Below are 22402 nucleotides of genomic sequence, written 5' to 3' on the forward strand. Positions count from 1 at the left end.
TTTAAGTCTTGTTCAATTATTTTTGACCTTGTGCAACTCGATCTATTTTTAACTGTCGTAACTGCCATAGAACAGCAATCAAAGCCCCTATAGCTCCACCCGCATAACTAAAATTATGCATTTCAACAGCTGCAATAAAATTTTTCACATTTTGAATTTGAAGCGGAAAACAACAAGTTGATTCTAATTCCGATGAACCCAAATATCCATAACATAATCCTAGCAGACCAACCATTGCAGTTGTCCCCAACATTATAAGAATTGCATGAATAATGCTTTTTGTCATTGTTTTTGCATTAATAGAAAACAATCCAACAAAACCAAAGAGAATCCCTGCATACAAACCAATCCACCAAACGCACCACACACCAATTATTGAAGCAACCAATCTCGGAGCGTTTCTTCCGTATTCTACAAAGCCAAATCTTTCAAACAAAACTTGTGTGAAGAATTCTTCTGAGATTGTATATGTAAACTGATTATGCAAAACACCAAAAAGTGAAGCAATAATAATACTTAAGAAAATACAACTAACAAAAACAAGCGCTTTTTTCATCTTACATTTTACAATAAGAATTACTCACTCATTTCGTCATAACGTTCTGGAATTTGTGGATCGTAAAGCGGGCATTTGAATTCTTCCATTATAGAAACCAATTGATTCATAGTTTTTCCTTCGGTTCCATAACAATCAATTTTAACGCTTTGTGGTGTTGTAATTACTTGAAAAGCGCCTCTCCCAGCATTATTTTTCCAGCTGTTTTCATCGACTCTTTCCCATTTTGAAAACACCGAATTGATTCTGTTTACGATTACATCAATTTGAATAACAGCCAGACCTTCTACTTCTTCTTTTTCAACAAGAGCTTCATAAACTTCTTGATTGTTAAGGTAGATTTCATCTAGATATTTCCAAAAAAGCAATTCGTACATATTGAAGTTTTTTTAAACCATATAAGTAATATAAGTTCATATTACAAAGTACTAAAAAAATACTAAATTGGACTTATATTACTTATATGGTTAATTTATTTTAATAATTGAATGTTCCGTATTCGCTGATAATTGTAAGCTTTTTAGAATCTGAAGCTTCTACTCTACCAACGATTTGTGCATCCACATTGAATGATTTCGAAATTTCGATAATATCTTGAGCGATGTTTTCTGGAACATAAAGCTCCATTCTGTGTCCACAGTTGAAAACTTGATACATTTCTTTCCAATCTGTTTTTGATTGTTCTTGAATTAATTTAAACAATGGCGGAACCGGAAATAAATTATCTTTTATAACGTGTAAATCTTTTACGAAATGCAAAATTTTAGTTTGTGCACCACCACTACAATGTACCATTCCATGAATATCTTCTGGAGTATATTTATCTAAAATTTTCTTGATGATTGGCGCATAAGTCCTAGTTGGCGAAAGCACTAATTGACCTGCATTGATTGGGCTATTTTCAACCTCATCAGTCAAATTAACTTGCCCAGAATAAATTAATTCTTCTGGAACTGCTGCATCATAACTTTCTGGATATTTTTTAGCCAAATATTTTCCGAAAACGTCGTGACGCGCAGAAGTAAGTCCGTTGCTTCCCATTCCGCCATTATAGCTCTTTTCATAAGTTGCTTGACCGAAAGAAGCCAAACCAACAATTACGTCACCCGCTTTGATATTTGCATTATCCACAACATCGCTGCGTTTCATTCTTGCAGTTACTGTTGAGTCAACAATAATGGTACGAACAACATCTCCAACATCTGCAGTTTCTCCGCCTGTTGAATGAATCGTTACGCCAAAAGATTTTAATTCGTTGATTAATTCTTCTGTTCCATTAATGATGGCAGAAATCACCTCAGCCGGAATTAAATTTTTATTTCTTCCGATGGTTGATGAAAGCAAAATATTATCTGTTGCTCCAACACATAATAAATCATCAATATTCATGATTAACGCATCCTGAGCAATTCCTTTCCAAACCGAAAGATCTCCGGTTTCTTTCCAATACATATACGCCAATGACGATTTTGTACCTGCGCCGTCAGCGTGCATAATCAAGCAATGTTCTGCATCTTGGGTAAGATAATCAGGAACAATTTTACAAAATGCCTGCGGAAATAAACCTTTATCAATATTTTTTATTGCGTTGTGTACGTCTTCTTTTGATGCCGAAACACCTCTTTGTGCGTACCTTTTGCTAGAATCTGAACTCATGAAACTTAGTTTGTGTTGATGTGGTGCAAAGATAATTAGATTTTTTAATTCTTGGGTTTATACCAATTTAAAATTAGATTTTATTCGACCTTAAATATCTCGCATTAAAATTATGTCATTCATAAAAAAAATCGACAGTGAGCAAACTGCCGATTTTTAGACATCAAAATTATTCGAAGATTATGATATTTTACTTCCAGTCAGGCATCGATGCATTTTGAAACAAGGTCGTCCTTGTAGAATTGTCGGTTGTACTGACTGTTTGAATATTTTTAGCTGAAAGCCCATCATTTGAGGTATTTACAAAAATGACTTTTGCTTCATTTGGTGAGAATTTGACATCCAAATCATTGAAACCATTTTCTTTATCTGAAGCCAATTCTGCTGATGTATTCGTAGCAACAGTGTATATGAATATTCTGGAATCCAATCGTCTGTAATCCGCATTTTCAAATCCAGAAACATCTCTGGTATATACTACTTTTGAATTATCAATAGAAATATCAATACCGCTTGCACCTCCGGTTACTCCAGAAAGCACTGTGTACAAAACAGTTCCGCTCATGTCTATTGCATAAATTTCGACGCTGTAACCAGAAACATCATTTACTTTTAAGACAATTTGGCTTCCGTCGCGGCTCCATTCGCATTCTGAAATAAATTTGCCATTTGGTGTTTTGAACAATTGAACCAAACCAGATCCGTCAGCATTTATTCGGTAGAGTTTATCAAAATTTGGATAAATCAATTGGCTACCATTTGTGCTCCAAGCATAACTTACATTATCCATATTGAAACCAGCAATTGGTACAAAATTGGTGATTTTTCTAACATCTGTACCATCAGGATTCATACTGAAAATTTGATTCAAAGATCCGTCAGTGCTGATATAAGCAATTCTATTAATACTTAAATTTTTTCTTGGCCTAAAACTGTTTACTTCTGCAGAAGACAATTGGAGTTCATTTCCTGATTCATCAGCTGTAAAAATCACGTTATTGTTTTTTATCTTTTTCACATACATATATCTCGGATTCGGGAAAGCCAATGTTCTAAATGAGTTCGTCACGCTGTTTATAGGCTTATTTATTCCGTCACTAACAGTTACCTGCCAATAATATTTTGTACTATAACTTAAATCTTTGATGCTTAAAGTTGTTGCTGTAAGATCAGAATATGTTTTGACCTCATCTGTCGTTCCATTTTTTACCGTAACCGTATAAGTCAACGGATCTCCTTCTGGATCTTTTGCAGTCCAAGTCAAATTAAGGCTTAAAGCTTGTCCTGTAGCATTGTCTACAGGAGCAGTAAGAGCCGGAACCTCTGGCGGTTTATTTGTTGCAGTTGATACTTCTAACTCAAAAATAACTTCAATTTCAATATCTTTTTCAATTGTACCGGGCACAAATCTGGCAATAAAACCATCTTTTTGAGCTTGAAACGCGTATTTCCCTACGGGTATTTTGTCAATTTTAAAGTATCCATCTTTATCGGTATAAACTGTACTTGTAGTTGGGCTTGAAGATACACGAGCATTTTCGATTCCTGTGTATGTTCTCACATCAACAACTCTTCCTTTTAATGATCCTGTTCCAGTTTCTTGAAATTGTTCTTCACTGCAAGAAAGAGAAATTAGAAGAATAAAGCACGCCAAAATTTTTAATCCTTTTTTCATTTGAGACTGAGTTTTATTAAACTTAATATTGAACTTAATTCTTTAATCATTTGTCATTAAAGATTAAAAAGCTGCTTATTTTTTCTTTACACTAGTGTTTTTCGGAAAATAATAGGTCATTCCTAAGCCAATCCTATAAAAATAATCGTCACGAACTCCTGCCACCAGATGATCTACATTATCACTAAAAGCGGCATTAAATTCACCATACATTTTAATTCCCACATGGGGCGAGACGAGATATTCGACTCCTGCTCCAACTTGTACTTTGCTGTGGAAATTTTCTCGATGATGATCAAATTCAAATCCGGTTCCGGCAAACACGTAAGGAGAAAAAACGTCACGGGGCAATATAATGCATTCTAGATTGAGGTCTAAAGACAGATAGCCATAATCCATATAATTCTTATTGGCGACTTGAAAAACATTTGACGAAGCACTTAAATTAAATGTGGGAGAAAAAAAGAACTTCATTGCCCCTCTTGCCATTGGCATAGGCTTTGGATCTGGGTAATCTCCTTGCATAATTGCGGTTCCTACTACTGCTTCAATTCCAAATCTAGCTCTTCTGTGTTCGCTTAAATTTCTGTTGTATAATTGTGCTAAATCGGCTTCGTTTTTTTCTTTATCGTATTCGGCTACAAAATCGTCGATTTGTTTTTGCGGTGCATTTACTTCCCAAAGTTTGTCTTTGATTCCGTCAACAATAAGTCCTTCAACAGCTTTTTCAATAGCTTCTGTTACTGCCATTTGAATTGGTTCATTTCTGGTAAAACCAGTTTCAACTTCCAAAAGTCTATTTAAATTGACATATCTAAACAAGCTGGCATCTACACTTTGTGATAAAATGGTTTTTGAAACATAAACGGTATTTAAGATTTTTCCGTTTGATGTCGAAACCAACCTTAAATATACTGTTACACGATCTTGTCTGTATTGAGTAGAACCACCTGCACCAAAATATCGAGCTCCAAAACCACCCGTAATAATATTGGTGTCATAAGAAATAATTCCACCTTCAAGCAAAACTCCTGCAAATAAAAGTGGCGTTAAGACTGCTTCGTTAGGTTCTGTTTTAGATGCATATTCTTGACGTGTCGAACGAATAATGTTACGCTCATTTAGAAGATTCCCCAAATTTTCACGCTCAATTGGTATAAACCATTTTGAATCCTGTAAAGCTTTTATTAAAATAGATGTTGCTCCTTGTGTAACAGCAGTACTAAAGGTGCTTCCTAATTCGGTGGGCTTATATTGTCCTGTTTGGTCTTTAAATTTATAAACACCTACAACTATCTGCTCTTTGGGTTTTGGCATTTCTACCAATTTTTCAGTGGCAGGCGTATTTTCTCCATATACCGCTTTCTGAACCCCAACAGGCTGATTAAAATATGCTCCACATCCTGAGAATAGGCAAATTAATAAAAATAGAAAAAGGGGACTTTTATTCATAATCTCACTTATTTACAATAATACATGAACCTTTTTTACTTGGACAAAGCAAAATTTATTGTCCCGGAAGAATTACTTGTGTCTGCTCACCAGTTTCTGTATCCAAAACATCTACAACCAATCCTAAATTAGAATGGTAAATATCAACCGACAACGTTCCAAAAACGTAGGTTCCTGGTGAAAGCGTTCCATTTCCCGTACCTGTTCCTGTGCCCGTACCTGTTCCTGTCCCTGTGCCCGTACCTCCTGTACTAGTACCAAATTGATTATCGAATAAGGAATTAGAAAGCCTATTCAACAATTGATTGTTCAAATTGCTTTTAAAACGCTCCAAATCAGTCTGCTGTTTATAGCCCGTATTTGTCTGTTCTTTATAATCATTTTGAGCTTGAGCAGAACTCAGCAACCAAGGATAATTGAACGTATCTCCTCCAAAATTTGGATTTGCAGCCTTATACGTAAGATTTTGCGCAATTGATATAGTGCAAAAACCAAACAAGCACACCAGTAACACTATAGTTTTCATATAGATACTTTTTAGTTTGAACATTAAATAGTAAAACTCTTTATAGAAAAGATATACTCAATGCAAATTAATATTGAGTAATCATTTTGCTTTGCTTTTCGAGATCTTTAAAATACTTGAATAGCTTTTGAGTCGCTGAATCAGCCATGTATTTTAAAAAATCTTCATCAGGACGTGAAATAAACTCCTCTATAATATCACTATCAACTAAGATTGTAATTTTGGTCGTGCGTCCAAAAGTCAGTTCTTCTTGAACTGTTACAATTTTAGTGGTATGAATTTTCAGTTTCGAATATTGTGCATAAAACATATCATAGTAATCATTTCCAAGTTTGGTCTTTGTGTCATTGGCCACAATTCCAACCATTTCGATGCCATCAACAGGAACCGATTTTCCTGCATCACTTTCTGTCTGTTCTCCAAAAACAACTCGATCTTTACCTATAATGGCATTTTTTTCATCATAAATCAACAACATTATTATCACTTCATCTTGTTTGGTATAATTGACTTGTGTTTTGGACAACTCAACTTTTTGAATGGGTTCTAATGTTACTCTTCCGTCTTGAGCATTAGTTGATTGATTTGAATTTGATTTGTTTTTCTTAAATACACTTAGTTTATATGAAATATTCTTAAACTCTGATTTTAAATTTTCTGCAGTTCCGGTTATAAATAATAAATTCTCGATTTCTTTTACCTCGATTTTTGCTTTCACCTCTTTATTGTAAACGGCTTGTGAAAATCCGTTTTCAGAAAAAAAAATAAAAAAAGCTGCAACAATTATGTTCAGATACTTTTTCATGATCTTATCGATTGAATACGTAAATTGTACCAGAATTTCCAGATTGATTAATGATCATATCCCTGGATATCGAATTTGATCCTGTACTGAAAACCGTTAAATTATTGCCTTCTTGATTGACTTTCATCGCTTCGACTCCGCGAGAGTATATTGAAGATGAAACATCACTTATATAATTATTATTCCCTGACTGTATATAGGATTGATTTATTTCGTCTGCTTTTTTGTAGACATTCATGTAGTTATTATTACCAGTTTGCTGTGCAGTTACATAAGCATTATTACTGATAATTGTAAAATTGGCCTGATTGTAATTGCCAATTTGTGCAATTTTGACTATATTATGACTTATAATATATTGGTTGGTATTCTGATTTTGATTGCGATTATTTGATTCATTTAAAGCTATAGCATAAGCACTTATATTCCCATCAATTGATTGTGAGAATACAATTTCTGTAAAAAGAAAAAATAGTATTATTATAGCTTTCATCATTTTATTTTTAAATAATAAAAAAAGGAAGAACTGATATATCTAGTTCTTCCTTTTCTTGGTTTTTTAGTTTGCCTGTAACACTACGCTGCCATTTAAGACGCCAGTTTGAGCAACAGTACTCATATTTCCCCATCCAAATTGTGCTGTCAAAGCATAGTTAGCAACTCCGGATTGACCTATGCTAGAAGTGTTTCCAATTCCAATTTGAAGTGTTGAAGCTGAATTGAATAATCCTTCTTGATAAGTATCAGATTCGTTAGCGATACCAAATTGATAAGCATCAGCACTATTGCCCCAACCAACTTGAGTTGCACTAGAACTATTAAAGAATCCGATTTGTGTTAGATCAGCATCATTGCCAATTCCGAATTGGAAAACTGTAGCACTATTTCCTAATAGTGGACCTTGGTCAATGTCAGAAGTATTTCCCCATCCAATTTGTGTAACTGAAGCAGAGTTTGCAACACCTAATTGATCAATAGTTGATGAGTTATCAACACCTACTTGAAAAACAGTTGCAGAATTTAAAATACCATCTTGTTGAACATCTGAATCATTTGATCCAACTTGAACAACTAATGCTCCATTTAATAAACCATTTTGGTCTACATTACTAGTGTTTTGTGCCATGGCAACGCCTGCAAACAGCATCGCGGAGATGCTTAAAATTACTTTTTTCATAATAAATATATTTAATTGGTTATTAATACAAATTATTATGCAGGTTGTAATTCGGGGGAAAAAAATTTGGGTTTTGAAATGAAATCTTAAACGGAAATTGGGGGTTATTTCCTGATTTCTTTTTCAAAATTAGAAAACTTCTCGATAACCAAAACAGGTATAATTACGTATTTTACAAGAACTTAACCTGTTTTCGATGAAGTGTGAAACTATCTCGATGAACTGCCATTTTCGTTTTTTAACTTAGTACGAAAAAACTTATTTATTTCAATTTCTTTACAAATAAGCCTAAACAGACGTTAAAAAAATGTTACAGAATCACTTATTTTAACATATTCACAAAAAAAGCCTGTCTTTTTTGAGACAGGCTTTAATTAAATGTTTCGAAAAGGTTACTTGGTAAATAACAATTCTCTGTACTTGGTCAAAGTCCAGCTTTCATCATCTACTAATAATTCTAATTTATCACAATGATTGCGAATATCTTCAAAATATGGTTTTACTTTATTGCAATAAGCTTCGGCCATTTTTTGAGCATCAGTCAATTGATTTGCTTTCTTTCTTTCATTAGTCATTGCAAGCACCTTAGAATTGATTCCTTCAATATGACCTGAAATTTCTTTAATTAAAACAATCTGCTCTTTAGCCAATGCTTCAAATTCTTTTGCAAAAATTTCTTTTAAACCTTTTACGTTTTCAATTAATGTATTTTGGTAACGAATCGCCGTCGGAATTACATGGTTTCTCGCAATATCGCCCAAAACTCTTCCTTCAATTTGGATTTTCTTAGTGTATTCTTCTAATTCAATCTCATAGCGCGCTTCTGCTTCAACATGGTTAAAGATTCCTAATTCTTCAAATAAGTCTAAAGCTTGTTTGGACACTTTAGCTTTAATAGCCTCTGGAGTCGTTTTAAAATTGCTTAAACCTCTTTTTGCTGCTTCTTTCTCCCAAGCTTCGCTGTAACCGTCACCTTCAAAAAGAATCTTTTTAGATTGTTTGATGTATTCTCTCAAGACATTAAAGATCGCATCATCTTTTTTCATGTCTTTTGATTCAATCAAGTTTTCAACTTCATTTTTAAAGTCAATTAATTGTTTTGCAACAATCGCATTCAAAGTTGTCATTGCATTTGAACAATTTGAATTTGAACCAACTGCTCTAAACTCAAATTTATTTCCTGTAAAGGCAAATGGCGAAGTTCTATTTCTGTCTGTATTATCTAATAATACGTCTGGGATTTTACCAACAACGTTTAGTTTTAAATCTGTTTTTTCCTCTGGCGAAAGTTTTCCCGTTGTTACACTTTCTAATTCAGATAAAACTTTTGTTAACTGTGCTCCAATAAATACCGACATGATTGCTGGCGGTGCTTCGTTTGCTCCCAACCTGTGGTCGTTACTTGCTGTTGCTATAGAAGCTCTTAATAATGTTTCATTATCATTTACCGCTTTTATCGTATTAATAAAGAAAGTCAAAAACTGTAAATTGCTCATTGGCGTTTTACTCGGACTCAATAAATTAACTCCAGTATCTGTTGCTAATGACCAGTTATTATGTTTTCCTGAACCATTTACTCCTTTAAATGGTTTTTCATGGAATAATACTTTAAAGTCATGACGTTCAGCCACTCGCTGCATTACATCCATTAATAAAGAGTTGTGGTCAACAGCTAAATTTGTCTCCTCAAAAATTGGAGCCAACTCAAACTGATTTGGTGCAACCTCGTTATGACGCGTTTTTACCGGAATTCCTAATAACATGCATTCCTGCTCTAAATCTCTCATATAAGTAAGAGCGCGAGTTGGGATAGATCCAAAATAATGATCATCTAACTGTTGTCCTTTTGCAGAAGTATGTCCTAATAATGTTCTTCCAGTCATCATCAAATCAGGACGAGAATTTGCCAAAGCTTTGTCAATCAAGAAATATTCTTGCTCCCATCCTAAAGTTGCTGTTACCTTTTTTACGTTTTTATCAAAATAGCGGCAAACTTCTGTCGCTGCTTCATCAATCGCAGATAATGCTCTTAACAACGGAATTTTATTATCCAAAGCTTCACCAGTATACGCGATGAAAACTGTTGGAATACATAAAGTTGTACCATATATAAAAGCTGGAGAAGTTGGATCCCAAGCCGTGTAACCTCTTGCTTCAAAAGTATTTCTGATGCCTCCATTCGGAAAACTTGATGCATCAGGTTCTTGCTGTACTAATTGCGCACCGCCAAATTTCTCTACAGATTCGCTTCCGTCATAAGAAGTTTCAAAAAAAGCATCATGTTTTTCTGCAGTTGTCCCTGTTAGAGGCTGAAACCAGTGCGTATAATGCGTTACACCTTTAGACAAAGCCCACTCTTTCATTCCCATGGCAATATAGTCAGCCAATTTTCTTTCTATTTTGGTTCCATGCTGAATGGCATCTCTTACTCCTTTTAATGCATCTGAAGTCAAGAACTGCTTCATCGCCTTTTCATTAAACACATTTGCACCAAAAAGATTTGATTTTCGGCCAATTTCCTCAAATGGCACCGGCTTTCTGTTAGAAGCTTCATGTAAAGCTTGGAAACGTAATGTTGACATGGTATGTAAAGTTTTAATTCGTACTAATTTTCATTAAAAAAATGAAGAACAAATATAAACAATAAAAGTGCCTGTTCAGAATATAAATTTGAGTTTTTTGAACTATGATTTCTCAACAGAAAAGGCTTTTTTCCGAGAATAAGCAAAGGCATTCGAAGAAATATAACAATTAACAGCAATATTCTCTATTAAATAAACATTTTTTCATAATTCCTTAACTCAAAAATTCAAAAATTGTCCTTAATTATTACGAATTTATTTTTTATACCTATCTAAAATTGCTTTTTTAAAAATATACCCCATTCAAAATTGCGCTTCTCTAAAAAATAATACTCTGCAAAACAAAATAGCCCCCTAATTTTTAGGAGTAAAAAAATAAATCTATATTTGACCCAGCGAAAAAACAAAAAAAATTAATTTATATTATTATGGCTAAAATTAAGTTAGAGTACATTTGGTTAGACGGATACGAGCCAACTCAAAATCTTAGAAGTAAAACTAAAGTTGAAGAGCACGAAAATTTCAAAGGAACATTAGAAGAACTTGGAAACTGGTCATTTGACGGTTCATCAACAAAACAAGCTGAAGGAGGATCTTCTGACTGTCTTTTGGTTCCTGTTGCAATTTATCCTGATCCAACTCGTATCAATGGTTGGTTGGTTATGTCTGAAGTTATGTACGCTGACGGAACGCCACACCCATCTAACGGTAGAGCTACAATTGATGATGATAATGATGATTTCTGGTTTGGTTTCGAACAAGAGTATTTCATCATGGATACTAAAACTCAACTTCCACTTGGTTTCCCAGTTGGAGGATACCCTGCTCCACAAGGGATGTACTACTGTTCAGTAGGTGGAAAAAACACTCACGGTAGAAAATTAGTTGAAGAGCATGCTGATTTATGTATCGCTGCTGGAATCAACTTTGAAGGAATCAACCAAGAGGTTGCTTGCGGACAATGGGAATTCCAATTATTCGCTAAAGGAGCTAAAAAAGCTGGAGATGAAATCTGGGTTGCTCGTTACTTATTAGATCGTTTGACTGAGAAATATGGTTACTATATTGAATATCACCCAAAACCTCTAGGAGATACAGACTGGAATGGTTCTGGAATGCACGCTAACTTCTCTAACACAGTTCTTAGAACATGTGGTTCTCAAGAAGTTTACGAGAAAATCTGCGAGGCTTTCCGTCCTGTTACTAAAGAGCACATCGCGGTTTACGGAGCTTACAACGAGCAACGTTTAACTGGTAAACACGAAACTGCTTCTATCAACGATTTCTCTTATGGAGTTTCAGACAGAGGATGTTCTATCAGAATTCCTTTGATGACTGTTCAAAAAGGATGGAAAGGTTGGTTGGAAGACAGAAGACCAGCTTCAAACGGAGACCCTTACAAAATTGCTGCTAGAATTATCAAAACTGTTAACTCAGCGCTATAATTCAAAGCTTAAATTATATTCTAAAAAGTGCCAACATTTATTTGTTGGCACTTTTTTTTTAAGGCATCAGAGTCAAAATTTTGATTTATACATTTTAAAAGATTAACTTTAAGGCATTTAACTCTGAGTTAAAACTTGCAACCTATCTTTGTAAATCATTTTAAAAGAAATATTATGATAGTCTGGTCTCTCTTTTTACTTGCTGTAGTTTTTATTCTTGCTTTAGACTTAGGTGTCTTCAACAAAACCCCTCATATTATTAGTACCAAAGAAGCCAGCAAATGGACAATGATCTGGGTGACGATGTCATTTTTATTTTCCGGAGTAATTTATTGGCTGTACACTACAGATTATATTGCAAATCCAGATAAACTTGAACCAGCCGTAGCTTCAATGAAGTTCATTACAGGTTATTTAATTGAACTTTCCTTAAGTGTTGATAATATTTTTGTAATTGCTATTATTTTCGCTTCATTCAAAATTCCGCAAAAATACCAGCATCGCGTATTATTTTGGGGGATTTTGGGCGCAATAGTTTTTCGTGGCTTGATGATTTTCTTTGGCGTAATGCTGATCAATAAATTTACTTGGACAACGTATTTATTTGGTGCATTCTTGATTTTTACCGCCATCAAAATGTTGTTTTCCAGCGAAGATGAAGATTTTCACCCAAAAGACTCTCTCATCTACAAAATATTAGGAAAAGTAATTCCGATTACTTCGCACATGGAGCATGAGAAATTTTTCATTTTAACCGAAAAAGGAAAAAAAGCCGCTACGCCATTGTTTGTTGCTTTGATTGTAATTGAAGTGATGGATGTTTTATTTGCAGTGGACAGCGTTCCAGCAATTTTGGCCATTACATCAGATCCGTTTTTAGTATTCAGTTCTAATATTTTTGCAATACTAGGATTGCGTTCTATGTATTTCTTTTTGGCGAATATGTTGGCGAAATTCAGTTATTTAGAATATAGCTTGGTGGCTATTTTAGCATTTGTCGGATTAAAAATGCTTCTTCACGATTGGATTCACGTTCCCGAATGGGCTTCTTTAGGATTTATCGCTTTATCGCTTTTAGTAGGGATTTTGGTTTCGCTTAAATTTGGAAAAGAAAAATTATTGACTGATTCAGATTCTGAAAAGCACTAATGCTTAAAAATATAATGTCATAAAAAAAAAGGAAATCTTGCGATTTCCTTTTTTTTATTTTGTTGATTCACTTAATTAAGCTTTTTCACATTTGAATCATCAATGTTGTATTTTTTGATAACAGCATAATAATCTGAATAATCAGGTTTGTTTACTGACTTATTATAAACAGCACCAGGAATTATGACTACTCTAAATATTTTGTTTGTTAAAAAAGAACTAGGCAAAGTATTTTTTGGGAAACTTGCATCTATAAAAATTGAAAATTGATCATATGAAAACGTATAATTATATTGAGCAGTTCCGTTGCTGAAATAATATACCTGTGGAAGCAAAGCCCAAGTATCAATTCCTCCATCTGTATTAACAAGCTCATAAACTAAAATGTTATCATTTTTGTCAATAACAGGATTAAGGACAAATGTTCTTCCATAATTATTACCCGAAGTAAAGTCAAAATTTACTTCGAAAATCTCATTAACATAACCTGGAGCCCCCGTAGGTCCTTCCGGTCCCGGAGGCCCTTCTGGCCCTTCGCAGCTTGTAAATGCAATTAATCCAATAACGGCAAATAAGGTAAGTATCTTTTTCATAATATATATTTTTTAAAGTTTATAAAGGCATTCCAAAAACCAAACCAAAAATTTTGTTAAACGGGTTTCAGAATAAAATTTCTAATTATTTTTTTGCAACAACTTGATTTTTAAGCAAGATTTTATTGAAAAACAGCACATGATATGGCAGTGAATTTTCCCAATAATCCCAAGTATGCGCACCTGGACGTTCGGTGTAATCGTGTTCTACTTTATTGTACACCAATCTTCGGTGCAATTCTCTATTTGGCTCAATTAAAAAATCATCAACACCACAATCTATAATCAACGGAAGTTTGTTTGCTTTTATTTTATCCAACATATTCATGACAGCATATTGCTCGTACATTTCGGTACTGCCACTTTTATCGCCAAAGACAGGTTGCATCAACTTTACCACCTGCGCCGCCGAATCTCTGTTCAGCATTGTACTCATATCAACCGCGCCACTCATGCTTCCGGCCGCGCAAAACAAATCAGGATGTTTTGCAGAAAGATACAACGCCCCATGACCTCCCATTGAAAGTCCTGTGATCACTCTTCCGCTTTTATTGCTGATGGTTCTATATGTTTTATCGACTTTCTGAATCACTTCTTGCGTGATAAAAGTTTCAAATTGGCTTTCCTTATTTACTGGACTATCTAAATAAAAGCTGAAAACTTCGCCTTCAGGCATTACAATAATCATATTGTATTGATCTGATAAAGTTTGAACTAATTTTTTGTTTGGCGTATTTTTCAACCAATCACTAAAATGTCCGTAAGCGCCATGCAAAAGATACATTACTGGAAAAGCCGATTTGCTTTTGGCATAACTATTAGGTAAAACGACCGCCGCTTTGTAGGTTTTGCCCATAGCGGTACTGGCAACTTGTAAAGTATCTACTTTTGCTGCATATGTCAGAGTGGACGTGCAGATCAAAAAAGCAGCTAACAGCATCTTAATTTTTTTCATTTTTTATTTTTTTCTGATTAGGGAATGTAAATATACCTTTTTCAAAATAAAATATATGAAAAATCCGACTAGCATTTGCTAATCGGATTTATATTTTTTGCTACGGATTTCACAGATAAATAGATTATCAATCTTTACGAAAAAAAATCATAATCTATTAACTAATAATCGTCTTGTGTTCTAAACGATATTGCGATGCGCTTTTTCCTGTGTATTGTTTGAAAGATTTGCTGAAATGGCTGAAATTATTGAAGCCACTTTCATAACAAACTTCATTAATACTGATTTGTTTTTCTGCCAAAAGCTTAGAAGCGTGCACCAAACGATATTCGTTCACAAATTCAGTAAACGTTTTGTTCGAAATCTTTTTGAAATAACGACAAAACGAAGGCGTTGTCATACTCACCAAATTCGAAATTTCGTCAATAGCAATCGATTCTTGAAAATGATCTTTTACGTAATTAAAAACCAAATTCATTCGGTCATTGTCTTGATTTTGCAATTCCAACGAAAATCCGTCAGCATTCAAAACCGTATATTCCTCTGATGATTCCAACTCATCTAAAATGCTCAATAGTGTCAGCAAGCGCTCAAAAGGAAGCTGGTGCTCCATCATTTCGATTTTTTTGCCTATCTGTTTTTTGGTTTCGCCGTTAAAAGCGATTCCAGTTTTTGACTGATTGATAATATTTTGCACCCTTTTCATTTCGGGAGCAACAAAAAAATCATTTGCTAAAAATTCCGGCTTGATATGAATTACAGTTTCTTTTTTATTTCCCGTCTGTTCATTTGTAAAACCGCAATGTGGCAAATTGGCACCTATTAATATCAAATCTCCATTGGTATAATAAGAAACATGGCTTCCTATTTGTCTTTTTCCCGCACCTCCATTAATATAAACCAACTCAATTTCAGGATGATAATGCCACAAATGGGCTTTACTGTTGGTCTTTTCGGCATGTTTGGTGTAGGTAAAAGAACTTCCGTATGAGTTTGATATCACTTCAAGAGCTGGGGCGACTGTTTTCATGATATATATCTTTAAAAAATAATAGCAAATTTAACAAAAACGCCTAAAATAATTTAAATTTTAACCTATAACGGTTTCGTAACTGCGGATTTTTCATAAAATCACTCAAAACAGCACTGCCGTTTTTACACCAAAACAGCATATTTTTTGAAGCCTCATTTTTTTATCCGTGATTTTTTCTGAATATCATATTTAAAAGCGCTTTTTTATACAAATACCTAATTTATGTAAGAAAACCAGAACTTTTTAACATATCTCAATTTTATCAAAACGTTAGAAAATAGTAACTGAATTAACAAAAACACCTATAATAATTTAAATTTTAACCTATATCGGTTTCGTAAATGAGAATATAGCATATAAATCGGAAAATAGAGTTGTGTTTAAAACGCAACTGCCGCAGTAATTTTACATCAGAAAAATGAACTAAAAATTTAAACATAGAGAAATATGAAAACGATTTTAAAATTAAGTTTAGTAGTAGCAGTATTATTATCAGGATTTAATACTTATGCAATCAATGGTGATGGAGAATTTGGTCTTCACGTATTAAAAGGAAATGGAAAGCTTATCACGTTTGCTTTAAACCAAACTAAAAAAGCAAACTTATCTATATATGATAAAGATGGAACTTTATTATATAGTGAAAATGCATCTGGAAAAGATGGTATCTTAAGAACTTTCAGTTTAGAAGAATTCCCAGCTGGAACTTATTATTTAGAAGTTGAAGACAGCGTTAAAAAAGTAAGACACGAAATTACAGTTTCTGATGATGCTACAGTTTTATCATCAAAAGCAGTTTCATCTGTTTACAAAAATGCTGCAAAAAATACTAGCGTAGCAGTACGCTAAAAAATTTATACTCGCATACAGTATAAAAATGAGGTTAGATAGTTAGTAAAGTTTAAAAACCGAAAGGTTTTAGAAACAGCTCTTTGTGGTTATTGAGCTGTTTTTTTTTGCTCTTTATTTAACGCGTTTTTTTTAACCGCAAAGCACACAAAGAATTACGCAAGGTTCGCAAAGGTACTTTTAAACTTTGCGAACCTTGCGTTTTTTTCTTAGCGTCCATTGCGGTTAATCACACATCATTTATGTAAAGAAATCATCAAGCCAAAATCACCAAAACTTTAAAAAATAATTACTCAATTAACAATATCGTTATACATAATTCAAAATTTAACCTATAACGGTTTCGTAAATGAGAATATAACACATAAATCAGCAAATAGAGTTGTGCAATAATCAACACATCATAAGTAATTTAGCATCAGAGAATTAGAACTATTAATCTAAAAAAACTAATGCTATGAAAAATTTAAAATTAAGTTTAGTAGGTGCAGTGCTTTTCACAGGATTTAGCGCTTTTGCAATTGGCGGGAATGAAGATTTTAATCTTCATGTATTAAAAACAAATGGTAAACTGATCACGTTTGCACTTAATCAAGTGAAAAAAGCAAACGTTACAATTTACGACAAAGATGGAACCATACTTTATTCTGAAAGTGCTTCAGGCAAAGACGGAATTTTGAGAACTTTTAATTTAGAAGAATTTCCAGTAGGAACTTATTACTTAGAAGTAGAAGACAATGTGAAAAAAGTGAGACACGAAATCACAATTACTAGCGACACAACAGTTTTATCAAGAAAAGCAGTTTCGTCAGTTTACAAATCAGGATTTAATAAAAATTCTAGCGTAGCAGTACGCTAAACTTACACCTATATATAGGTATAAAAAATTGGTAATAAGATCAAGCTAAAATTTAGCGCAATGAAAAACAGCTCTTTGTGGTAATGGAGCTGTTTTTTTTATTCCATACTCTTTGAAGTAACTGATTTTCTTTCAGTTAATTCTTAAGAAATTGTTATTTTAAGATTAACTAAAACATTGAAAAATATTAGCTGTTTTTGCAAAAACGATAAATATAATTCAAATTTTAACCTATAACGGTTTCGTAAATGAGAATATAGCATAGAAATTGGCAAATAGAGTTGTGCTCAATTACCCCTTGTTGAAGTAATTTTACATCAGAGAATTAGAACTATTAATTTAATAACTAAGATTATGAAAAAGATTTTAAAATTAAGTTTAGTATGTGCAGTCCTTTTCGCAACAAGCAGTGCTTTTGCAATTGACGGAAACGACCTTTTGAATGTTCATGTTTTGAAAGGAAATGGAAAAGTGATCACTTTTGCTCTAAATCAGGTGAAAAAAGCTAATGTGGCTATTTACGACAAAAATGGAGAATTGATTTATTCTGAAAGTGCTTCAGGTAAAGACGGAATCCTAAGAACTTTTAGCTTAGAACAGTTTCCAGAAGGAACGTACTATTTAGAAGTTGAAGACAGTACAAAAAAAGTAAGACACGAAATTACAATTACTGATGAAACATCTGTTTTATCATCAAAAGCAGTTTCGACAGTTTATAAAGCAGGTTCTGCTAAAAATACTAGCGTAGCAGTACGCTAAAAAAGTTATACTTCTCATAAAAGTATAAGGTTAGATAGTTAGTAAAAACGTGATTGTTTTACGAACAGCTCTTTGTGGTTATTGAGCTGTTTTTTTTTGCTGTAAACTGAACTGATTTTTTGTCATTTTACTTTTTAAGAAAATAATTCCTAATAATTTTAAAAGTCTGATTTCTACACTTTTAAAAAATTCCACAAAAAGCAAAACCAAAAAACCTTTTTTTACGTACATTATGTAAGAAAATTATAGAAACATCTTTAATTCAGCAACTTAACCGTTTGAAAACGGCTTTTTTTTGCAGAAAATTAAATTTCTTTTATATTTTTACCGAGCCACTATTTAATATTAATTTTAAAAAACAATTTAAAAAAAACATGACAAAATTTACCAAAATGGGCTTGATTGCAGCCTTGTTCCTATCAGCAATTTTTACCTACGCAAGTGAAGGAAAAGGTGATTATATTTTGAATATAGTTACTGGAAACGGAAAAGTAGTAAGCTTTACTCTTGACACCGTTGAAAATTCTTCTTTTTCAATTTATGACGAAAACCATAATTTAGTTTACACAGGAGAATCTGCTGCAAACAAATTAGAAGTTTCAAAAACAATTAGTTTAGAAGGTCATCCTGCTGGAACTTATGTTTTAGAAGTAACTGAAAATGGTAAAATTGCGAAACACGAAATCAAAGTTGCAGCCAAAAAAGTGAAGGCCGTAAAGTTAGATGAAACTGTTAACCAAAGTCCTTCTTTCCGTCGCTAACCCTTTTTGTCCCCAACAAAAGAAAAAGCAGCTCGTTCCAGGAGCTGCTTTTTTTTATTTATGGATTTTCTTTCTTTCTGAAATCATTTCCAATTTTGACTATTTTCCAAAATAAATCGGCGTCATGCGGAAATGGGATTTTTTGTTTCTCCTTTACAATGCCTTCCTCATAGATTGAAGAATGTAAAATCGCTAAACTAAAATCGAGCAAATCTAAGATTCTAAAACTTTGTCTGAATTCTGAACGCAATTCGGCGTTATTTGCAAAACATACATTTCCATTTTCTTCTTCGTTAAAAAATAGCAAACCAAGACGTTTCGAAATTAAATTTATGATTTCAGTATTAACAGTGATTTCTTCTGCAGCTGTTTTTCGGAACAGAATTTCAAGAGTAAAATAGTCTTCACTACCATTTAAAGCATTTTTTAAAATGAGATTTTCCAATTCGGTTAAATCAAAATTTTTCATTTCGCTTTGTTCTCCGTGCCAATTATTTATTTGATCCAAATATTTCCGAATTTTCATAATCCTACTATTTTAATAATCATAAAGTTATATGATATATTTTCAAAAATAAAATTACCGTCGCTATAATTTATTTATTCTAAAAACGTTATAAAAAATAATCGTAAATCATTTCGCACATTCGTCTTAAAAAATCGACCAAAAGAGAAAAAAAACAGACCATTTACACGTTATATTACTGATTTAGATATATTTGCAAAACGAATTGAGAATACACGATTAAAATGACCGAGAGAAAATGACTAACAAAACCAATCTTTTAAACTAATACTTATGCAAAAAAAACTTCTTGTTTTAGTATTATTGATTGTTTTTTCATTTCGTGCTGCTGCCCAAAATGAAACCGTGTATATAACCGACAAAGTAAGCGACAAATATGCTTATGTCGATGTTATTAAAACCTATGAAAAAATCGCTGCAAAAGGCTATAAATCTGTAGACTTATTTCAAAAATTAGGTGACTCCTCTTACCAGCACGACAAACTGGAAAAAGCAGCCGCGTGGTACGATCAATTATTTGCCATGACGCATGATTTAGATCCTGTTTACTATTATCGCTACGCAGAATCGCTTAGATTCATTTGCCAAGATGATAAAGCGAATGCTATTATCGCAAGCCTGAATAAAAGATCAAAAATGTTGATTAAAAAGAAGGTTTGATTTTTTTTTTTAAAACTTATGACATTTCTTGAGATTTAAATTATCCGCAATATTGTCATTTCGACGTAAGGAGAAATCACACACGAATATCGACAAAGCAAATCGTCAATCTTTGCAGAATTACTATTGCGATTTCTCTTTACGTCGAAATAATAACCTAACTATTTTTACTTCGTTTCCATAATAACTTTATACAATTCTTGACAATAAGTAAACTTGTCATTTTGATTGTTTCTTTTATTTTCTCGCCCAGTTTCATACACAAAAATTTGAAACCAATTTAATATCCTAAAAGCCATATTCTGTTTTAACCGATTTTGATCGTTTGACTTCATCACGTTCAAATCCTTAATTTCAGATTTCCAATACTTAAAATCGCTATTGCTTTTTGCCCATTTTAAATCCTGCTCAAAACGAAGCGAAAGTCTTTCTAAAATTTTACTTTCTAAAACCTTTACTTCTTCCATTTGTGTTACTTCATCTTTATAGGCTTTGGATTTTTTGATTTCGGCAATAGTACCTTTTAAAGAATTGTCTTCATTTGTATTGAAAAAAGTAATTCCTTTTTCATAGGCATTTACCGAAAATACCATTTCGCTATTTGCCTTTAAACTATCTGCGATTCGCAGATTGGTTTCATAAATTCTTTTAATAATTGTATCGTTTTTTGGTCTTATATTCTTTCGATAAGCCTGAATTTCCAACCAGTCAAATGCACGAAGCATTTCAGATTGTTTCGGCCATTTATGTTCTTCGTGAGCAATAAAAAGTGTATTTACAATTTTTGCTTTATCCAGCCAATCCTTATTTTCAACCATTTCTTGATAATTCATATCCCGGTCTCCAACCATGCCGATATATGAAAAATTGTTTGACGGCTTTATAAACTTATCCATTCCATTAAAAGAAGCGCCACAAGCTATAACACCTTGAAAAGCACCCGCAGATATTCCAAAAAGACTCGCCAATCGCGCACCACCCGAAAAACCTGCTATATAAATCTGTGAACTATCGATAGTATATTTTTGCAATACATCATCAAATAATCTATTGGCAATAGTAATATTATCTTGAACTAATCCATTTTTTAAAGTATTAGAGCAAACCAGAATGTAATTATACGTTTCGGCCGCCAGAATAAATGGTTCAATTCCTTTTTTCCCTCTCGCAGCAGGATCAAATATAAAAACCATTGCCGATGGCGTTTTAACATCATTTTTTTTAGGAAAATAGATTGCATACGATTCTTTTGGAGCAGTTGAAATTTTAACCGAATCAATGATAACTCCCGTTTGCATCAATGGTGCATCCTGAGCGGAGACAAAAACCGTAACAAAAAGAAAAAGAATACTATATAAAGTGTTTTTCATACTACTAAAATAGAAAAACTTTAAGTGCTAAAGACACAAGATAACCACAATATTGCCATTTCGACAGAGGAGACCCGAGCGATAGCGAACTGGCGAAGCAAATCTTCGCGAAAAACTCTACAAAGATTGGCGACATCCTGGACGGAGCTACTTAAGGAGATTTCTCCTTACGTCGAAATGACAAATTGATGAAGATAAATTTGGCGGTCAGGAAAGGGAAGCTGTATTAACTAGAGAAGTTTACACCAAAAAGAGAAAACAAAAAACCATCAATCTTCTTTTATAGCATCATCCGGTATTTTTTTAGCAAATAGTTCTCTATAGCGATCTAAATCATCGGATGTTTTTATTGGATAGTTTAAAAGAATAAAACTATTCTTTGGGTTTGTTTTTTCAAAAATAACCAGATATAAAATATCTAAATCTGGTTTATCTTCTGGAATATCAACATAATAATTTTCCTTATACTGATTCTCAACAAAGTCATCATTTACTTTAAAGATATATTTGATGTTCTTATGAGAACCTCGTCCTGTTAATTTGGGAATGAAATATTCTTCTATACTACCTGAAGTGAGTGAGAAATTATTTCTTAATGCGATGACCTTTTTATTCTCTTTAATGCCATAATAAATGAGAAAAAAAGCACTAAAAAAAGCCAATATCAATATTACTTTAAGCTCAACATCTCTTTTTTTAAAATTCTTAATAAAATATACCAAAATACCTATTACAACAACAAGGTAAATAATACTGACTATTAGGGTGTGTTCACCAATATTTAAATTTTCCAAAACTGTATTATCATTTTTAATATTCGGAACTAAAAATTGAAAGCTGCGCCAGCGAAAAGATTTTTTTTCGCATATTAGATTATAATGGCAATCTGAACAAGAAATATTCACAATATATTTTTTTAACAAATATAAAATTCTTTCATATTATCTTATCAATTCTCTTCCATATTGATGAATCAGTTTTCCAAATAATTATAAAATACAAAAAACGCATTTA

General features: G+C 32.9%; 23 protein-coding genes. 7 read left to right on the forward strand and 16 right to left on the reverse strand.

Features of this window, described 5'->3' with window-relative positions:
* Nucleotides 1-16: 16 nt before the first annotated feature.
* From AAYQ19_RS03665 to AAYQ19_RS03710, 10 genes are all read right to left on the reverse strand, one after another.
* A complete protein-coding gene (locus tag AAYQ19_RS03665) occupies nucleotides 17-556 on the reverse strand; it encodes a hypothetical protein (protein WP_343533953.1) in 540 nt (179 codons plus the stop codon).
* A gap of 20 nt (nucleotides 557-576) precedes the next feature.
* Nucleotides 577-933, reverse strand: a complete 357-nt coding sequence (locus AAYQ19_RS03670) for a hypothetical protein (RefSeq protein ID WP_343533955.1) — start codon at nucleotides 931-933, stop codon at nucleotides 577-579.
* A gap of 100 nt (nucleotides 934-1033) precedes the next feature.
* Complete coding sequence (locus tag AAYQ19_RS03675; RefSeq protein ID WP_343533957.1) at nucleotides 1034-2212, reverse strand: AIR synthase related protein; 1179 nt, start codon at nucleotides 2210-2212, stop codon at nucleotides 1034-1036.
* A gap of 190 nt (nucleotides 2213-2402) precedes the next feature.
* Entirely contained in the window at nucleotides 2403-3887 is a 1485-nt protein-coding gene (locus AAYQ19_RS03680; protein WP_343533959.1) for a carboxypeptidase-like regulatory domain-containing protein, read from the reverse strand.
* A gap of 75 nt (nucleotides 3888-3962) precedes the next feature.
* Entirely contained in the window at nucleotides 3963-5339 is a 1377-nt protein-coding gene (locus AAYQ19_RS03685) for a CsgG/HfaB family protein (RefSeq protein ID WP_343533961.1), read from the reverse strand.
* A gap of 55 nt (nucleotides 5340-5394) precedes the next feature.
* The gene (locus AAYQ19_RS03690; RefSeq protein ID WP_343533963.1) at nucleotides 5395-5865 is read right to left on the reverse strand and encodes a curli assembly protein CsgF; all 471 of its coding nucleotides are present in this window, start codon (nucleotides 5863-5865) and stop codon (nucleotides 5395-5397) included.
* Nucleotides 5866-5932: 67 nt separating this feature from the next.
* On the reverse strand, nucleotides 5933-6670 hold the full coding sequence (locus tag AAYQ19_RS03695; RefSeq protein WP_343533965.1) for a CsgE family curli-type amyloid fiber assembly protein: 738 nt from the start codon (nucleotides 6668-6670) through the stop codon (nucleotides 5933-5935).
* A 4-nt stretch (nucleotides 6671-6674) separates the two neighbouring features.
* Entirely contained in the window at nucleotides 6675-7163 is a 489-nt protein-coding gene (locus tag AAYQ19_RS03700; RefSeq protein WP_343533967.1) for a hypothetical protein, read from the reverse strand.
* Between the two features lie 66 nt (nucleotides 7164-7229).
* The gene (locus tag AAYQ19_RS03705) at nucleotides 7230-7847 is read right to left on the reverse strand and encodes a hypothetical protein (RefSeq protein ID WP_343533969.1); all 618 of its coding nucleotides are present in this window, start codon (nucleotides 7845-7847) and stop codon (nucleotides 7230-7232) included.
* Between the two features lie 392 nt (nucleotides 7848-8239).
* On the reverse strand, nucleotides 8240-10429 hold the full coding sequence (locus AAYQ19_RS03710; protein ID WP_343533971.1) for a glutamine synthetase III family protein: 2190 nt from the start codon (nucleotides 10427-10429) through the stop codon (nucleotides 8240-8242).
* Between the two features lie 428 nt (nucleotides 10430-10857).
* Here AAYQ19_RS03710 and AAYQ19_RS03715 point away from each other — a divergent pair, with 428 nt between their 5' ends.
* On the forward strand, nucleotides 10858-11874 hold the full coding sequence (locus AAYQ19_RS03715; protein WP_343533973.1) for a glutamine synthetase beta-grasp domain-containing protein: 1017 nt from the start codon (nucleotides 10858-10860) through the stop codon (nucleotides 11872-11874).
* Nucleotides 11875-12048: 174 nt separating this feature from the next.
* Nucleotides 12049-13023, forward strand: coding sequence for a TerC family protein (locus tag AAYQ19_RS03720; RefSeq protein ID WP_343533975.1), 975 nt, complete (start codon nucleotides 12049-12051; stop codon nucleotides 13021-13023).
* A gap of 71 nt (nucleotides 13024-13094) precedes the next feature.
* Here AAYQ19_RS03720 and AAYQ19_RS03725 read toward each other — a convergent pair whose 3' ends face one another.
* From AAYQ19_RS03725 to AAYQ19_RS03735, 3 genes are all read right to left on the reverse strand, one after another.
* Nucleotides 13095-13616, reverse strand: coding sequence for a hypothetical protein (locus AAYQ19_RS03725; RefSeq protein ID WP_343533977.1), 522 nt, complete (start codon nucleotides 13614-13616; stop codon nucleotides 13095-13097).
* Between the two features lie 85 nt (nucleotides 13617-13701).
* Nucleotides 13702-14571 carry an alpha/beta hydrolase gene (locus AAYQ19_RS03730; protein ID WP_343533979.1) on the reverse strand — a complete coding sequence of 290 codons (870 nt, stop codon included), beginning with the start codon at nucleotides 14569-14571 and terminating at the stop codon, nucleotides 13702-13704.
* A 157-nt stretch (nucleotides 14572-14728) separates the two neighbouring features.
* The gene (locus AAYQ19_RS03735) at nucleotides 14729-15601 is read right to left on the reverse strand and encodes an AraC family transcriptional regulator (protein WP_343533981.1); all 873 of its coding nucleotides are present in this window, start codon (nucleotides 15599-15601) and stop codon (nucleotides 14729-14731) included.
* Nucleotides 15602-16051: 450 nt separating this feature from the next.
* Between AAYQ19_RS03735 and AAYQ19_RS03740 the strand changes: the two genes are divergently transcribed.
* The 4 genes from AAYQ19_RS03740 to AAYQ19_RS03755 all read left to right on the forward strand — a co-directional run bounded on the left by AAYQ19_RS03740 (nucleotide 16052) and on the right by AAYQ19_RS03755 (nucleotide 18832).
* Nucleotides 16052-16453, forward strand: coding sequence for a T9SS type A sorting domain-containing protein (locus AAYQ19_RS03740; protein WP_343533983.1), 402 nt, complete (start codon nucleotides 16052-16054; stop codon nucleotides 16451-16453).
* Between the two features lie 457 nt (nucleotides 16454-16910).
* The gene (locus AAYQ19_RS03745) at nucleotides 16911-17312 is read left to right on the forward strand and encodes a T9SS type A sorting domain-containing protein (protein ID WP_343533985.1); all 402 of its coding nucleotides are present in this window, start codon (nucleotides 16911-16913) and stop codon (nucleotides 17310-17312) included.
* 354 nt (nucleotides 17313-17666) lie between these two features.
* Nucleotides 17667-18071 (forward strand): T9SS type A sorting domain-containing protein, encoded by a 405-nt coding sequence (locus tag AAYQ19_RS03750; protein WP_343533987.1) that lies wholly within the window; start codon nucleotides 17667-17669, stop codon nucleotides 18069-18071.
* Nucleotides 18072-18445: 374 nt separating this feature from the next.
* Nucleotides 18446-18832, forward strand: coding sequence for a secretion protein (locus tag AAYQ19_RS03755; RefSeq protein ID WP_343533989.1), 387 nt, complete (start codon nucleotides 18446-18448; stop codon nucleotides 18830-18832).
* Between the two features lie 58 nt (nucleotides 18833-18890).
* Here the strand turns inward: AAYQ19_RS03755 and AAYQ19_RS03760 are convergent, their stop codons facing one another.
* Nucleotides 18891-19358: a hypothetical protein gene (locus tag AAYQ19_RS03760; protein WP_343533991.1), complete on the reverse strand. Its 468-nt coding sequence runs from the start codon at nucleotides 19356-19358 to the stop codon at nucleotides 18891-18893.
* A 273-nt stretch (nucleotides 19359-19631) separates the two neighbouring features.
* Between AAYQ19_RS03760 and AAYQ19_RS03765 the strand changes: the two genes are divergently transcribed.
* Nucleotides 19632-20018 carry a flagellar motor protein MotB gene (locus AAYQ19_RS03765; protein WP_343533993.1) on the forward strand — a complete coding sequence of 129 codons (387 nt, stop codon included), beginning with the start codon at nucleotides 19632-19634 and terminating at the stop codon, nucleotides 20016-20018.
* A gap of 167 nt (nucleotides 20019-20185) precedes the next feature.
* Here the strand turns inward: AAYQ19_RS03765 and AAYQ19_RS03770 are convergent, their stop codons facing one another.
* Both AAYQ19_RS03770 and AAYQ19_RS03775 read right to left on the reverse strand, forming a co-directional pair.
* Nucleotides 20186-21388, reverse strand: coding sequence for a hypothetical protein (locus AAYQ19_RS03770; protein ID WP_343533995.1), 1203 nt, complete (start codon nucleotides 21386-21388; stop codon nucleotides 20186-20188).
* 269 nt (nucleotides 21389-21657) lie between these two features.
* Nucleotides 21658-22293, reverse strand: coding sequence for a hypothetical protein (locus tag AAYQ19_RS03775; protein ID WP_343533997.1), 636 nt, complete (start codon nucleotides 22291-22293; stop codon nucleotides 21658-21660).
* Between the last annotated feature and the right edge of the window lie 109 nt (nucleotides 22294-22402).

This window comes from Flavobacterium mesophilum (assembly GCF_039581405.1).
Taxonomy (GTDB): Bacteria; Bacteroidota; Bacteroidia; order Flavobacteriales; family Flavobacteriaceae; genus Flavobacterium.

Bases quoted from the DNA above. Each gene is read 5' to 3' on its own strand.
- AAYQ19_RS03760 (WP_343533991.1), bottom strand. From the start codon at position 19,358: ATGAAAATTCGGAAATATTTGGATCAAATAAATAATTGGCACGGAGAA.
- AAYQ19_RS03755 (WP_343533989.1), top strand. From the start codon at position 18,446: ATGACAAAATTTACCAAAATGGGCTTGATTGCAGCCTTGTTCCTATCA.
- AAYQ19_RS03740 (WP_343533983.1), top strand. From the start codon at position 16,052: ATGAAAACGATTTTAAAATTAAGTTTAGTAGTAGCAGTATTATTATCA.
- AAYQ19_RS03705 (WP_343533969.1), bottom strand. From the start codon at position 7,847: ATGAAAAAAGTAATTTTAAGCATCTCCGCGATGCTGTTTGCAGGCGTT.
- AAYQ19_RS03745 (WP_343533985.1), top strand. From the start codon at position 16,911: ATGAAAAATTTAAAATTAAGTTTAGTAGGTGCAGTGCTTTTCACAGGA.
- AAYQ19_RS03725 (WP_343533977.1), bottom strand. From the start codon at position 13,616: ATGAAAAAGATACTTACCTTATTTGCCGTTATTGGATTAATTGCATTT.
- AAYQ19_RS03690 (WP_343533963.1), bottom strand. From the start codon at position 5,865: ATGAAAACTATAGTGTTACTGGTGTGCTTGTTTGGTTTTTGCACTATA.
- AAYQ19_RS03715 (WP_343533973.1), top strand. From the start codon at position 10,858: ATGGCTAAAATTAAGTTAGAGTACATTTGGTTAGACGGATACGAGCCA.
- AAYQ19_RS03685 (WP_343533961.1), bottom strand. From the start codon at position 5,339: ATGAATAAAAGTCCCCTTTTTCTATTTTTATTAATTTGCCTATTCTCA.
- AAYQ19_RS03675 (WP_343533957.1), bottom strand. From the start codon at position 2,212: ATGAGTTCAGATTCTAGCAAAAGGTACGCACAAAGAGGTGTTTCGGCA.
- AAYQ19_RS03700 (WP_343533967.1), bottom strand. From the start codon at position 7,163: ATGAAAGCTATAATAATACTATTTTTTCTTTTTACAGAAATTGTATTC.
- AAYQ19_RS03735 (WP_343533981.1), bottom strand. From the start codon at position 15,601: ATGAAAACAGTCGCCCCAGCTCTTGAAGTGATATCAAACTCATACGGA.
- AAYQ19_RS03665 (WP_343533953.1), bottom strand. From the start codon at position 556: ATGAAAAAAGCGCTTGTTTTTGTTAGTTGTATTTTCTTAAGTATTATT.
- AAYQ19_RS03670 (WP_343533955.1), bottom strand. From the start codon at position 933: ATGTACGAATTGCTTTTTTGGAAATATCTAGATGAAATCTACCTTAAC.
- AAYQ19_RS03695 (WP_343533965.1), bottom strand. From the start codon at position 6,670: ATGAAAAAGTATCTGAACATAATTGTTGCAGCTTTTTTTATTTTTTTT.
- AAYQ19_RS03720 (WP_343533975.1), top strand. From the start codon at position 12,049: ATGATAGTCTGGTCTCTCTTTTTACTTGCTGTAGTTTTTATTCTTGCT.
- AAYQ19_RS03770 (WP_343533995.1), bottom strand. From the start codon at position 21,388: ATGAAAAACACTTTATATAGTATTCTTTTTCTTTTTGTTACGGTTTTT.
- AAYQ19_RS03680 (WP_343533959.1), bottom strand. From the start codon at position 3,887: ATGAAAAAAGGATTAAAAATTTTGGCGTGCTTTATTCTTCTAATTTCT.
- AAYQ19_RS03765 (WP_343533993.1), top strand. From the start codon at position 19,632: ATGCAAAAAAAACTTCTTGTTTTAGTATTATTGATTGTTTTTTCATTT.
- AAYQ19_RS03730 (WP_343533979.1), bottom strand. From the start codon at position 14,571: ATGAAAAAAATTAAGATGCTGTTAGCTGCTTTTTTGATCTGCACGTCC.
- AAYQ19_RS03750 (WP_343533987.1), top strand. From the start codon at position 17,667: ATGAAAAAGATTTTAAAATTAAGTTTAGTATGTGCAGTCCTTTTCGCA.
- AAYQ19_RS03710 (WP_343533971.1), bottom strand. From the start codon at position 10,429: ATGTCAACATTACGTTTCCAAGCTTTACATGAAGCTTCTAACAGAAAG.